Source organism: Ligilactobacillus murinus DSM 20452 = NBRC 14221 (assembly GCF_001591685.1).
In the GTDB taxonomy this organism is placed as follows: domain Bacteria; phylum Bacillota; class Bacilli; order Lactobacillales; family Lactobacillaceae; genus Ligilactobacillus; species Ligilactobacillus murinus.
In genome coordinates, this window is the sequence record NZ_BCVJ01000002.1 from 48,431 (window position 1) to 63,356 (window position 14,926).

9 protein-coding genes are annotated in these 14,926 nt (G+C 38.7%); all 9 read left to right on the forward strand.

The window, feature by feature from the left end; genetic code table 11:
- Positions 1 to 4: 4 nt before the first annotated feature.
- The gene (locus tag LMU01S_RS01125; protein ID WP_056960421.1) at positions 5 to 481 is read left to right on the forward strand and encodes a glutathione S-transferase family protein; all 477 of its coding nucleotides are present in this window, start codon (positions 5 to 7) and stop codon (positions 479 to 481) included.
- Between the two features lie 3 nt (positions 482 to 484).
- Complete coding sequence (locus tag LMU01S_RS01130) at positions 485 to 1,033, forward strand: hypothetical protein (protein WP_056960423.1); 549 nt, start codon at positions 485 to 487, stop codon at positions 1,031 to 1,033.
- The gene (mobP2, locus tag LMU01S_RS01135) at positions 1,012 to 3,408 is read left to right on the forward strand and encodes a MobP2 family relaxase (protein WP_056960425.1); all 2,397 of its coding nucleotides are present in this window, start codon (positions 1,012 to 1,014) and stop codon (positions 3,406 to 3,408) included. Before LMU01S_RS01130 ends, mobP2 begins: the two co-directional genes overlap by 22 nt.
- 245 nt (positions 3,409 to 3,653) lie before the next feature.
- Positions 3,654 to 8,909, forward strand: coding sequence for a PBECR4 domain-containing protein (locus LMU01S_RS01140; RefSeq protein WP_056960427.1), 5,256 nt, complete (start codon positions 3,654 to 3,656; stop codon positions 8,907 to 8,909).
- Between the two features lie 82 nt (positions 8,910 to 8,991).
- Positions 8,992 to 11,448 (forward strand): type IA DNA topoisomerase, encoded by a 2,457-nt coding sequence (locus tag LMU01S_RS01145; protein WP_082613108.1) that lies wholly within the window; start codon positions 8,992 to 8,994, stop codon positions 11,446 to 11,448.
- Complete coding sequence (locus LMU01S_RS01150; protein WP_056960429.1) at positions 11,449 to 12,333, forward strand: hypothetical protein; 885 nt, start codon at positions 11,449 to 11,451, stop codon at positions 12,331 to 12,333. It abuts the gene before it with no gap.
- A 7-nt stretch (positions 12,334 to 12,340) separates the two neighbouring features.
- On the forward strand, positions 12,341 to 12,652 hold the full coding sequence (locus LMU01S_RS01155; protein ID WP_056960431.1) for a hypothetical protein: 312 nt from the start codon (positions 12,341 to 12,343) through the stop codon (positions 12,650 to 12,652).
- Between the two features lie 10 nt (positions 12,653 to 12,662).
- Entirely contained in the window at positions 12,663 to 14,480 is a 1,818-nt protein-coding gene (locus tag LMU01S_RS01160; protein ID WP_056960434.1) for an AAA family ATPase, read from the forward strand.
- Positions 14,481 to 14,613: 133 nt separating this feature from the next.
- The gene (locus LMU01S_RS01165) at positions 14,614 to 14,925 is read left to right on the forward strand and encodes a hypothetical protein (RefSeq protein ID WP_056960435.1); all 312 of its coding nucleotides are present in this window, start codon (positions 14,614 to 14,616) and stop codon (positions 14,923 to 14,925) included.
- The last annotated feature ends 1 nt before the right edge of the window (position 14,926 follow it).

Genomic DNA, 14,926 nt, shown 5'->3' on the forward strand with positions numbered 1-14,926 from the left:
AATAATGGAATGGAATAGATTACAAACTGTTCATCTTACAGAAGATATGCGTAAAAAGTTGGAAGAAATCGAAAATTATTTAGAGAAACAAGATTATTTCTCCAATGAAAAGTTGAATCGAAGTAGAATCATTGATATGTTGATCCTAACATTCTATGATCTGTTTGTTGCAGAAAACAGCAGGACTAAATATCCAAATCGACTTGCTGAGTTGAAGAAGATCACACCGAAAGATAATCAAAAACTTTTGCGAGAATTGATGAGACAGGGACGGTCGATGGAATTTTTGCTGTATATCAACTTGGGTATCTATCAAAGTTTGTCGCAAATCAATGGCTCATACACACCTAAAGAGCTACGGAGTTATCAAACCGGAGACAGTAGGGAGATAAATATGTTGATGAATCAGATCATGCAAATCATTAATGATGATATCGCAAGGAACAAGCAGATAAAGGACTCAAAAAGAAAGAAGGCGTAGTGTTTGAGAGAAAAAGAATCAGGTAAATTTTATAAAAAATTATTGAAGATGGAACCGTTGGGATTTATAGACCCATTGAAAGATCTAGGGACGTTTGATAGTTACCATATGTGTTTTCTTGAGACAGTAGAGGAGCTGAGAAGTCCCTGGTCGGGTGATCAGTATTTGCCAAAGTGGCAGGTAAAGATCGAAGAAATGCGCGGTGTGTATATAAAGTGGCAAGAAGCACTTGCGAATGAAAAAGACGAGAAGACTGGGCGGCAAAAAAGAAATTTTGTTTCAACAGCAAGTGTCCGAAAGGAGCAGCGAGTTTTCATCAGATTATGTTTACGGTTTGGATTCACGATCAGAACTATATCGAAGAAAACAGGATATGCAGAGAAAACGATCCGCAATGAGTATTCCTATTCTAGACACATGCACGCGACCAAAAGAAACTCTTATGTCATAGTAAAAGATAAGGCGCCGGGTTCTTCAGCAAGGCAGCCTCTTAGTCACTATTTAAAAAGTAAAGAAGGGAATGAACGATATTGTCTAAATCGCCGGCAGTAACAGTTATGTGGGATTACACTACACCTTATGCAAAATTTGTGGACTATACAAAGCGGAAAGAAGCAGTTGTGGTAAAAGATCCTTCAGATGATCGTTTAGTCGAAGGTATTGATCAAGCGACTGCACAAGAAATAGCAAAAGAGATCCAAGAACAAACTTTAGACTACGTAGGATATATCGACTACATGAAGCGAAATTACGCTACTAAAAACGATAGTAAGGAATTCACGGGGATCTTTACGGATAAGACACTAAACGCAAGCACAGAGGAAGCTGAACACTTAAAAGATATGTTGGTGGAGGCTAAAGAAAATAAATCCTTGTTGTGGCGTGGTGTCATCTCTTTTGATAACGATTTTTTAGCAAGAAATGGTGTGTACATTCCTAAAAGTAAAGAAGTTGATCAAGAAATGATCAAAAAGGTAGTTCGAAAAGCAATGGTGAATGTGATCAAGAGAGAAAAGTTGTCTGATTCCGCCTTTTGGTGGGGAAATATCCATTTGAATACGGATAATATCCATGTCCATGTGGGACTTTCGGAAATAAAGTCGGCGCGTCCGACTTTTTTTTACGCTGCACGAAATCGCCGCGAACGCAAAGGTAAGTTTTCACAAAAGACTATCAAGGGTATCAAAAGCAACGTTTATAATTCACTGACAAGAGAAGATAAGCGTAGTATCCGACTAGATAAAGAAAAAAAGATCGCTAGCTTACGTGATAAGCTACTGAAATCGATGGCGGATAAAGAAGCAGATAAGTTGGAACGTATGGATCGCTTTTTCGTTGATCAAGTGATCGATCATTTACCTAAAGGAAAGAAACTACGCTATGGATCTAATGCTAAAGACTTTAGATTAAGCAAGTTCTTTATAGATCGATATGTTGACCATCAGCTACAGAACAATATGTTGGTGTACAAAAATTATCAGGCAGTAACTGAGAGTTTATTAGATGATTATCGCTATGCCTACGATAGTGGTGGTAAAGAGGAAAAGAACAGTATATATCGGGAAGTAACAAAGATATATGGCCGTGAAGTGGCCAGAACCCTTAGAACAAAAGAAAGCTCACAATTTATGAATAAGCGAATGGCTGATCTGAGAAAGCGATTAGGCGATCGTGCTTTGAAATATATCCAAGAGATAGCAAAGAAGCGCAGTAAGAGTAATATAGAAGATCTTTCTGCCGCAAATCAAAAGCTGGTCAAAGAGCAGGATAGAAATGCGACGATGGTGCACAGTGAAGAAATATGGACGAAGATGGGCTATAAGATCGCAAAAGATGCGCTCCCGATCGTGCTTGTAGTCCCAATTCCTGATGATGAAAAAGATAGTAAACACAAAAGTAAAAGAGAACAAAAAAACGGCAAAAGTACACCAAAAGGCTTTGAGAAAGTCGAGTTTTATGACGAACGATTTGTAGAACCGATAAATCCTGATAAGGTAAGACTAGATATTGATATAAAATCACTAAAGTCGATGAAAAAAGAAGATCTGTTGGATCTAGTTGAGCTTGCCCAGGCTGTAAGTAAGGAAGACCCAGAAAATAGACGATCAAAACAAGAGGTAGGTGTATTCAAGTTCGCCTTGCGTCAGAGGATCTTAGAGGAACGAAAACACGAGATCGATGCTTCGTTAGAACTACTGAATAGATATGAAAATCCTGTTGTAGCAGACGCTACTTTCTTGGACTATAAAAAGATGCAGTTTTCCGATATGAAGAATTTAGTAGAACTGCAACTAATGCCTAAGTACAAATTGAGTAAGAAAGATCTACAACAAAAAGAAGACTTAGAGTTCAAATATGTCGATGCGGTCCAAGTATCTATCAGCAAAGTTGATCAAAAGATGGCCGACCAACAGCGTGAAATGCTTATGCACGAAATAAAACTAGCAAAGAACGTACAAGATCCAAGTATTTTTGAGTTGTTGAAAGGCAAGGGGGCTACTAAAAAAGCATATGTAAATGAACTGGCCATAAAATACGAGATCATTGATATCAAGAGATCTATCAATCTAAATAACCAGACGATCAAGCAGACAAAAGACGAAGTAACGCAAAAAGAGCTTCGCAAACGAAATGGAATGGCTTTTGAACAACTGAAAGAATTGTATAGTGAATTATCGTCCGATGAATCAAGGATAGCGAAGATACAACTTGAGTGGGACTATCAACATGATCATAGCTTTAGAAGACAGATCAGTAGACGGATCGATCAACAACGATCAGGAGCCCGTAGAACGTCATATAATCGTGTCTCACACAGTTTAGTGAAAGGCTTGTCGATGGCCCTAAGAGACGATTCTAGCAAGCGAGAGCGCCTGTTACGTCAATTAGAACAAGAAGAAAGGAGGGAGAAGGAAAAAGAGAGATAAAAGAGCATAAAAAAATCAGCTACCTAGCGAATAAGTAGCTGACATGGGTATCTAAAGCTCTCTAATGAGATGAAAAATCTCGTTAGATCTTATGTACTACTTATGATAGCACACATATACATATTAGCAACCCGTTTTATAAAAACTTAAGAAAATATACATATATCTTCTGACTATCCTAAAAGTATCGGTTTGTCTAAAAGACAGTAAGGTAAAGGTAATTTCTATGACATGAGGTGATACCAATGGAAAAAGAACTTACTAATTTATCTAAGTCTTTAGGATTGAAGAAGATCGGTCCACTTAAGTTCAAAGAAGATGACGATCTGTACAAGAAGTTTCAAAAGTTGATCAAGTACATCTACAAGAATGTAGAGAGGAAAAAAGAAGACAACAGTACTGCTGTGAAAAAAATGTTTGAGTACCGTTTCGGGAAAGAAGGAAGTTTAGAAAAACTTTCACTAGATGATACAAGTATTCCACAATACAAACAGACAGAAGATTTTTCTGGCGAAGTTTATAGATATAACTGGAAAAATGTTTTAGGAAATCCGATGGCGACATACTTTTTTGTTGACCCACAAAATCATTTTGGATCAAAACATGGTAAGCGTTTTAGGCCACTTGACTATTTAGGACGTCAAAAAAGGACAAGTAGCCAGTATATCTATGACAAAGAAGCGGTTATGTTGAATCAAGATCGTTTGGTAGGATTTGACCGATTCGAGAAAGCATTACTTGAGGAATATACAAAGAAACAAGGCAACTACCTTTTCAGTGAAAAAACTCTTAGAAACTATCTAAGTTTATTAATAGATCCAGCTATGGCCGGCAAAAAGGAAGTATGGAGATTCAAAGAGACAAATCACTCTTATGGGGAACTTGTGGAATTTATTGATGGGTACATTAGTGGTGTATATGAAGTGGTGGTCCAACATGAGTACGAAAAAAATCTTGAAAGTCAATTCAGAGCGGATCCGTCTACTACAAAAGCTAATATCAATGAAGAAACGCAAAAGGTAATGGATAATACTGAACTCAAAGAGTACTTCAAGTTTGTCGAACTAGATAATGATGTGGATCTGAAACTATTTGGGGACTTTGAGAGAGAAATGCACAGAGTCCAGGAAGTGTTACCTAAGATCAATGATACAAAGCCAGATCTACGGTTAAGAAAATTGGGTAACTACAAAGCTGCGGGGCTATATTTTCCATTCAATAAGACGATCGCATTAGATTTTAGAAGTGACAGTACTGAGAATCGTGACGAATATAAGCCAAGCGAACCAGGTATTAGATCATTTATTCATGAGTATGGTCATTACTTAGACTATAATTTGGTAAATTCTGATGGTATGACGACTAGTTTGAGTCTAGAGCAGGAATTCAGACCGATTATTGAAAAATATGTGGAACAGTTAAAAGAAAATGGGATATATTCCCAATCTCATGGTAAAACAGCAAACTACTATGCTGTACCGACTGAAGTATTTGCGCGTGCTTTTGAAGTCTATGCTTATGAAAAAGGGCTAAGAAGTCCATTGATGAAATCTGAAGATTATGGGACAGAGCCACAATATGTAAGTTTCACGTCTGAGATAAGAGAAGAGATCACAAAATATTTTGATGAAAAGCTACCCGAATTTGGTGGAAAAATCAGGGAATTAGCTGAAAAAGAAAGAATCGAAAAGCAAGAGATAGATCAAAGTCAAGATAAGGTTGAAGACACGAAAAAAGAAGGACGAGAGTATACGCCCTCTTTACAGTCTGAAACTGAAGGCAGTGGGCCACCCGATCAAGAAAACTTGATCCATGAATTTGATCGTCCTTCTTTACTCAAGTTTAACATGAATTTGGGTGAAAAGCCACGACAAATTACAGGTTTCCATGTTGCGACGCAAGATGAATTAGAAATGTTGAATAACAAAGTAGGCGATCTGGTATCAACTGCCAAATTTTACAAAGAAAACATGTCACAAGGAAACGTTGTGTATGTATTCAAACAAGGCAACAATATTAAGGCTCTGAGAGTGAAATATGGTGAAGAAAACTTTTCACACCTGACCGGAATAAAGTTTGATAGAAAGTCTGCTAAAGGAATGTTGGAAGATCTGGTAAATGAAAATACAGAACAAAATGCAATTCTGGTGAAAAATGACGGTACTACATTCCAAAAGCTAGATGTTATCCAAAAATTGCCTGAAGTTATCGATGCTAGTGTAATATCGTTGAATGATTTAGAGCATATACAACAAGCCCAGAAATTAAGATTCTCAGATGCGCTGAAGACAAAAGATAATAGTCTTCTATTGGCGCTAAAAGACTTTGAGCCAGAGATATATAGACCATATTCATTGATTAACCTATCGGACGTTAAGGCCCAATATAATGACTATCTAAGAGTTCCAGAAAATACAGTGCTAGCTGTCTTGTCCGAGACACGTAACGACTTAGGTGGCTTAAGTATTGGAACGCTATCCATCAATCATGAGTATGTCAAAGATATGTCTAGTGCAATGGGTATTATTGATGTCATGAATAAGCGTATCTCAGAAGAGATCGCAAGAAGTGAATCTACAGAACAAGAACGATCGGAAACAAAGACTCAAGAGTCGGATACTGAACCACAAGAACAGAATGAAGACCTTTCAGTACAAAGAGATCTAGAAGCCGACCAGGTAAATGAAGCACAAGAACCTGAAGATAAGGTCGCTAACGATCCAAAACAAGAAAACGTAAGTGTTCCAGATGATAGAAAACTGACCGCTAAACAGATCGATGAAGCTAAGGCACGAGATATTTTGGCCGTAGCTCAGGACCTAGGAATCGAGCTAGTCTCAGACAAAGGAAATTACTATTGGGAAGCTGAACCAAGTTTTATGATCGATACTCGATCTAAGACATTCAGCTGGAAAGACAAAGATATCCATCGTGGGGACGCTGTAGGACTGGTCGAGAACGTGAAGGGGATAACGTTTGCTGAAGCTGTTAGGTACTTGAATGCTGCTGAGATCGCTAGTTTCGATCGTAATAAGATCAAATACAGACTAAATAACGGACAGGTAACGTCGAACGAAACACAAGAAGTTCCACCGGAAAAAAAGACTGACACCAAGAAAAAGCCAACCCGTAATCTACCTAAACGAGTTACCAAAGAACAGATCGCAGCTGCACGCGACCGTAATATTTTAGAAGTAGCTCAGGAATTAGGCATGTCGCTCCAACAAAAAGGGCAGACTTATACTTGGACAGAACATGATTCGTTAGTTATTTTCCCAGGGACTAACACATATAGTTGGTTCTCTAAAGGTGAAAATGGCAAGAACTCATTAGATCTGGTCCAAAGTATCAAAGGCATGGATTTCAAGACCGCAGTAATGTATTTGAACAGTGCTGAGTTATCCGAGTTTGATGAAAGTAAGGTAAATCTTGAACCACAAAAGCCCTTCAAATACTTGTTGAAGGATAGTAACGATGTAAGCAAGCTAAAAGAATATTTTGTCAATGAGCGTAAGATCAATGGTCAAACTGTCAATGATTTTTTACGAAGTGGTGTGATCGCACAAGCTAATCGGATCTATCAAAATCAATTCGAACCAGTCGTAGTATTCAAGCACAAAGAGGCAAGTGGTAAACTTGTCGGCGCAAGTCTGCAAGGAATAAAAGAGGACCGACAACGTTATCCGGAACGTGGGCGCCTAAAAGAGATCATTACCAACAGTAAGCGCAATTGGGGTGTCACCTACAATAGTGGCCTCAAAGCTGATCAAAATTCGTTCAAGATGATTTTTTTTGAAGCCCCGATCGATATGATGAGTTACTACGAACTTCATAAAGACAAGTTAGAGGGTGTTCGCTTAGTGGCCATGAATGGTCTAAAAGACAATACGATGGGCAGACATATTGCCGAAAGTTTTGGATTCGCCGGAGAACCTAGCTTGAAAGATCTAAACGATCGATTCAAAGAAAACGGCCTTACAAGATCTGATGTTGCGAAAAGATTTAAAGCACAAAATGTTAGTCTAAAGATCGCTGTCGATAATGATGATAAAGGCCGAGAATTTATTGATAGGCTCAATAAAAAATATCCGTTGATACCATTTGAGGCGGATCTACCACCTTTATTAAAAGGTCGAGAAAAGACGGATTGGAATGATTATCTCAAAGCAACTAAGCTCGATCCTGATTTGGTTCTTGAGCGTAGTCGTGTAGAAACTAAGAAAGAACCTGATCAGTCACAAATCCCGTTAGAAAAGAAAGAAGAATCTAAAACTATCAAAGAGGATACAAAAAAGGTAGTACCTCAAGCACAAGTAGAGCCTTCAAAGGAAGATAAAAAAGAATTTGATATTGAGACCGCCAGTGCTAAGGAATTGAGCAATTTTGCAGTGAAAAAGATCCGTGAGATCACACAAGACCCACAGATGCTAGATGAGTATATGACCATGTTAGGTAAGTTTCCGGAATACTCCCCGCGAAACGTAGCTTTGATCTATACTCAAGCAAAAGAAGCTCAAATGGTCGGAACATTCAAAGAGTGGCAAGCGCGTCATGATACTTTCAAATTGACTAAAGATGACATCTTGTATGACGAAGAGGTCGCAACCAGAGTACAAGAGTCAGGGCGAGAGTATGAACAAAAACTTTCCATCAAAAGTGGTGAGCGCGGTAAGATCAATTTGTTCAAGGTAAAACAAGAATGGAAGCTGCCAAGAACAGATGAAGCCGGCAACGTGCTCAAATTTGAAAATGGCAATATTAAGTATAAGCAATATCACCCAAGTAAATTGACCGAACTTGAAAAGAAATTGCTTGAAGATAAGAAGATAGAACCAAAGCTACTGCCTGCAAGAGATAAAAATGGTGCGCTTATCTTTATGAAATATAAGGTCTTTGATATTTCTCAAACAAATCTGAAACAAGAGGCATATCAGAAAGTAGTCGGTAAACATCAATATGACTATGAAGCTGAAAAAAGCAAGCTATACAAGATAAGCTATGCGTTAAAAGCGTATGCTAAGGAAAACAACATCGATTACAAGATCGATAAGTTAAAGGTCGATGGCTTAGATCCAAATGTAAAGGGAAAATATCATGATGACCCTACGCATGGTCCTAAAGTTCGCATGAATAAGAATCTAGAATTTGCGGATAGTCTAGGAACAGCCATAAGGTTGCTCAGTCATGGGGCGATAAATAATATCCGAAATACCGAAAAAGAGGTCACAAAGTCCCAACGTGGACTTGAAGCTGAGATCATGGGACACGCCGTGGCAGCACATTTTGGACTTAAGACTGAGGATCGCTGGTTGAAACAAATGACTGAAAGACTACAGGAATTATCTGACAAAGAGCTATCAAAAAGTTTGAATCAGGTAGCGGTCGCAAGTCATAAATTCATCAATAGTATCGCAAAATACAGTGACACTCCAAAACGCCAGCGTGATCGCAGTATGAAAAAGAAATATAACCACACACAGTCGATCGGACGTAATATCTAAATATCCTAAAAAGTTGTGTTTTATCAAAACGTGTTCTAATTAATGCGTTGATAAAACACAACTTTTTATATGGAGGGAGAAAATGACAACAGTTATTTTAGCTGAAAAGCCTAAACAAGCGGGTTCATACGCTAAGGCATTTAGCTCATCTGAGAGAAGACAAGGATATTTTGCTGTAAGTGATCCTATCTTGCCTGAAGATACAGTGATCACATATGGTTTTGGCCATTTGGTAGAGTTAGCTATGCCAGCGTACTATCCAGAGTATAAAGAAAAGGGAACGAAGATGAGTTTGGTTCACTTACCTATCTATCCTGATAAATTTCATTATGAAGTCAGAGAAGATAGTAGCGATCAATTTTATATCGTAAAGGGGCTGCTTGAAAAAGCCGATACGATCGTGATCGCGACTGATTGTGATCGTGAAGGTGAAAATATCGCATGGTCGATCATGAGAAAAGCTAAGATCAATCTTAAAAGTAAAGTGCTCAAACGTTTGTGGATCAACTCATTAGAAAAATCAGTCATTAGACAAGGATTTCAAGATCTAAAAGATGATCATGATTACTATAAGTATTATCTTGAAGCTGAAGCTAGGAAGAAAAGTGATTGGCTCGTTGGTATGAACTTGACCGAACTTTATTCTGTTTTGCTACGGCAAAAAGGGCTAGATAAAATTTTGAGTGTGGGACGTGTTCAAACACCGACACTTTACATGATCTATCAACGTGATCAAATGATCAAAAACTTCAAGGTAAGTACGTATTATGAACTTGAAGCCGAAATTTTAGCAGGGAATAAAAAATTCGACGCAAAATTAACGCCCTCTCAGCAATTTCAAGACAAAACGAGTCTAATTACATTCAAACGTGACAATCGTCTTGAAAACGAGCGAGAGGCAGGAATTATTAGAAGCGTCCAAAAAGAAGAAAAATCCATAGCAAGTCCAAGGCTATTTTCGCTTTCGAGTTTGCAAAGTGAAGCTAATAAACGATTTAAGGCCAGTGCGTCGGATACACTAGCTGCAGTCCAAAATTTATATGAAGCTGGTCTATTATCATATCCCCGGACGAGCTGTAATTATATCACCGAAGAAGAGTTTTCGTATCTAAAAGAAAACGTCAAAAAATATGGTGATCTGATCGATAACACGCTCAAATTCACACGTCTAGAATCAAACAAGCGTTACGTTGATGGTAGTAGAGTGCAAGAACACTATGCGATCATTCCGACAAATCAAGTTGCTAGTCAAAAGCAATTTACCGAGTTTTCTGATCTTGAAAAGAAGATCTATTGGCTAGTGGTGGCGACTACGATATCGATGTTTTTGCCGACTTACAAATATAGTGAGACCACGGTAACAACAGATGTGGGAAATGTCAGCTTTGCTTCTAGTGGAAAAACACTTGTAGATATAGGCTGGAAAAAACTATTTGGGCTAAAGCAGAACAAAAACGATCTACCGGAACTAAGAGAAGGGCAACAGGTCTCGGTGACGCCAAGGGTAGTAGAGAAACAGACTACACCACCTAAGCCTTTCACTGAAGGTACACTGATCACGGCCATGAAAACTGCTGGACGTGAACTTAATGACAAAAAAGCACAAGCGATCTTAAAAGACGTTAAAGGTATAGGGACTGAAGCAACACGTGCAAATATCATCGATGGACTCAAAGAAAAAGATTATGTTGTCAGTCAAAAAAATGCGTTACATGTCACGGAATTGGGTGAGTTGCTTTGCCACTCTGTAGAAAGTTCACAATTATTGACCTCGGTCGAAATGACGGCTAAATGGGAAGAAAAGTTAAAAGAGATCAGTCAAAAAACTTATTCGCAAGAAGAATTTTTGATCCAGATCCGTAATTTCATCAGTAGTTTGATCGCTCAAGTTCCAACGTACATTGAAAGCAACACTAAGCTCGATGAAATGGTACAGGCTGTTTTAGCTCAGCGATCATTAGATACTTGTCCTAAGTGTCACCAGGGGCAAGTTTTAGATAAAGGCAAATTCTATGGTTGTAGTGAGTATTCAAATGGCTGTAACTTCTTATTACCTAAAAAATATGCCGGTAGAAAACTAGCTAAAAATGAACTGATAGAGTTGCTACAAAACAAGCAGACTAAACTTCTCACTGGTTTTGTCGGTAAGGAGTCAGGTAAGGAATATTCAGCTTATCTGAAACTAAATGATGACTGTGATCTAGAGTTAGAGTTTCCTAAACGTGAAAGTAACAGTATCGGTCTTTGTCCTAAGTGTCGTCAAGGTCAGATCATGGATCGGGGTAAGTTCTATGGCTGTGATCGTTACAGTAAAGATGGTGAAGGTTGTGATTTTAGTTTTAGTAAGATCATAGCTGGGCACGAGATCACTAGCGAAGAGGCTAAACAAATTATTGAAGGTGAAAAAACCGCACTACTACAAGGATTTGTTAGCAAAAAAGGCAAACAGTTCTCTGCAAGACTCAAATTAGATGATGAATATAACATTGCATTTGAATTTGAAAAGAAGAAATCAAAGAAACACGGGAGGAATAAATAAATGACTATCGAAGGTAAGGTAATCGCTTTAGAATTAAAGAATTTTGGTTTTTCTGACAAGAGCGAATTTGTGATGACGCTTGAGACGTTAGGTGATACGAAAGTGGTACTTGACTTGCCGATCGCAAGACAAGATGCTAGCGACTATAAACTAGGACAAGTGGTAGAGGTCGATGTATTGGTCACAGAACACTATACTCCAAAGGAACTACCTAGAAAATATCGAGTGGCCAAAAAGTATCCACCGGAAAGTTTTCCGTATGATGAACTACCTCAGCCACACCGTGATCCCGAATTGTTTGGTCCGCAACCACCACAAGAAGAATATGTGGAATATCCATCTGATGAAGAGTTAGACATATACGATGATGAAGACGAAGTACAAGACGAGGCTGAGCAGCCACAAAGTAAAGCTGAAGAAATTAAGCAACAAGAAAGCCCGGCCCAACAGGAAGAAAAAAACTTTGGTGGACTAGAAGACATCTTGAATGACAAGAGCGATGATATGACAAATGAAGAGATCGCTCAGAAATTAGGTAAGGAAGAAAACGTAGATACTGATCCTGTAGATAAGCCTAAGGTGGATAATATGTCGAACCAAGAACTGACCCAAAGTGACTACGAAAAGAGTGGTCAAAATAATAGACCGGAGAATGCGGAAGTACCTGATCAAACGTCACAAGAGACACAACAAGACACAGTTTCTGGTCAACAAGAAAAGGATGACGGCCAAGAAGAAACAGAATCTCAATCAGAACAGCAAGATCACCAACCAGAAGAGGAAAATAGTGAAAAAACTGACGAAGGATCAGCGCCATTAGGTGGTAGCATGATGGGCGGATTCGCCGGAAACGAAGATATCGACGATGACGAAGAAGAGGAGTAAAAGCACAATGAAGAAGATGATCACTGATATAATGTTAGGGATCCGTAAGAATCCAAATAAATTTGTCAGACGCTTTTCTGTATCCTTGCTAACAGTTAATATTTGTTCGTTGTTATATAGCCTTTCATGCTTCTTTAAGGTCGTGAAGTGGGTTAACGATGATAATATGACACGCTTTTTTACCGGAGAACTCCCAGTACAGATCAATGGATATTTGAACGGATCTAGCCAAGGGTTTACAGTCTTTCTAGTTACAATGATCGCTTTATTGATGACATTATGGTCTTTTATGTGGAGACATACAAAGAAAAATGGGTAGGTGATAAACGTTGAACAGTGAGACACCTTACCTAGATAAGTACACTGAAGATCTTACTAAAAAGGTAGCTGAGTATCCTGAAGATTTTGAAGTGTTTGGCCGAAAAGAAGAGATCGAAAATGTAGTTATTTCTTTATTGCGTAAGACAAAAAACTCGCCGTTATTGATCGGTGAAGCTGGTGTTGGTAAGACTGCGATCGTAGAAGGTCTTGCGCTCAGAATAGTAAGAAAGCAAGTCCCAGATAGGTTACAAGATCTAACAGTTAGATCCTTAGAACTTGCGACTTTATCAAATAACAAGGACGGTGAATTCATCGAAAAATTTAAGCGGATCATTGACGAATTGGTAAAAACAAAGGGTGAGAACCTACTATTCATCGATGAGATCCACACCTTGATGGGAGCAGGTAGTAGTGATGGTAACGCACTTGATGCAGGTAACACTCTGAAACCCGCGCTTGCTAGAGGTGAGATCCAAATGATCGGTGCTACAACGATCGATGAATATCACGAGACAATCGAAAATGATCGTGCCTTGCAACGACGGTTTCAAAATATCCAAGTCGATGAACCAACAGTACAACAGGCTATTCAGATCCTAAGTGGAGCTAAATCTAAGTTTGAACGCTATCACGGCGTCAGGATCGGAAAAAGTGCAGTCGCCCAGGCAGTCAAGTTGTCTGTTAGGTATGTTCCGGACTATTTTTTACCGGACAAAGCATTCGATCTGTTAGACGAAGCTTGTACGATCGCTAGAACTAAAGATATAACACTTGTTACAAAAAATCAGATCGCCGAAGTCTTGAAAAGACGAACTGGTATACCAGTCACAACTATTTTGAAAGATGAATCCGTTAGATTAACTGGTGTTGATGAACGCTTGAGTAATCGTGTCAAAGGCCAAGAATTTGCAGTAAAAACAGTGACTGATGTTGTAACGATCGCTAAAGCCGGATTGCAAGATGAAAGCAAGCCACTGGCTACATTGTTATTTTTAGGTACAACAGGTGTTGGTAAGACTGAGTTAGCCAAAGGCTTGGCTGAAGTATTGTTTGATGATGAGTCAGCCATGATCCGCCTAGATATGTCCGAATATTCGCAAGAAGGATCGTCGTTGAAACTTATCGGTACACGTAAAACAAAAGGTGTGCTTACTGAAGCGGTCAAGCATAAACCTTATTCGATCGTATTGTTTGATGAGTTAGAAAAAGCTGATCGCGAAGTACATGATCTCTTCCTTCAGATCTTAGATGATGGACGTTTGACTGACGGAACAGGACGCCTGGTCTCTTTCAAAAATACGATCGTGATCATGACGACTAATATTGGTGCTGAGCGGATCAAAATAAATGCTGAGTTAAAGGGTGACGTAGATAAATTAAGTGCGCGTGAATACCAGCAATTTATTGCTGCTATGGATCTAGAATTACAAAATGAATTTCGCCCGGAGTTCATCAACCGTATCGAGCACAAGATCGTATTCAAAATGCTGGATAAACCAGTGATCAAACAGATCGCAAGAAAAAATTTAGATGTTCTAAATAAACGTATGTCTAAACAGGGGGCTTACCTAGTTTTTGATCAAAAGTTACTCGATTATCTTGCTGATAATGGGACAGATTTAAACAATGGTGCACGTCCTCTAGCACGCTTGATCAATCGTGTAGTACTAGCACCGATCGCTAGACAGTTAGTGAACCTTGAAAAGAAAAAGGGATATGCTTATGAATTTAGGGCTGAAGTGATAGGGAAAGCTCCAACAAACGAAGATGAGTTGATCGATCATCGTAAGGTTATATTTCATACCAGGCAAGTAAAAATAAAATAGCAAAGATTTCCGATAGGTTGTGTTAGACATATCGGAAATTTTTTTACCCTAAAAAAAACAAAAATCATGATCCCAGTTAAACTATCTCCAGCTTCTATTTTGAAGCAAAAAAATACACAGAAGGAGGATTCTGATGAATTCTAATCTCTTATTAGCTGTAAAAGCTAAAGTTTTCAGTTTTATGTTGGCTGCGGGTAATCCGTTCGATGGTGCTGGAAATCTGGCAAGTGATTTTCAAGGGAACTTTGTCAAAGTCTCAATGATCATACTTGCTGCCGGGGCAGTCGTTGTTTGGTTGTTTTATGGTCTTGGTGGGCAAGAAATGAAATCCAAGATGAAGTCAAAATTATTCAGCATCATTGTTGCTGTTGTTGGTACTGCCGCAATTGTAGGTGGGATCGTGACGTGGCTATTTGATACGTCCAGAGGTTGGTTCGGAGGCTGAT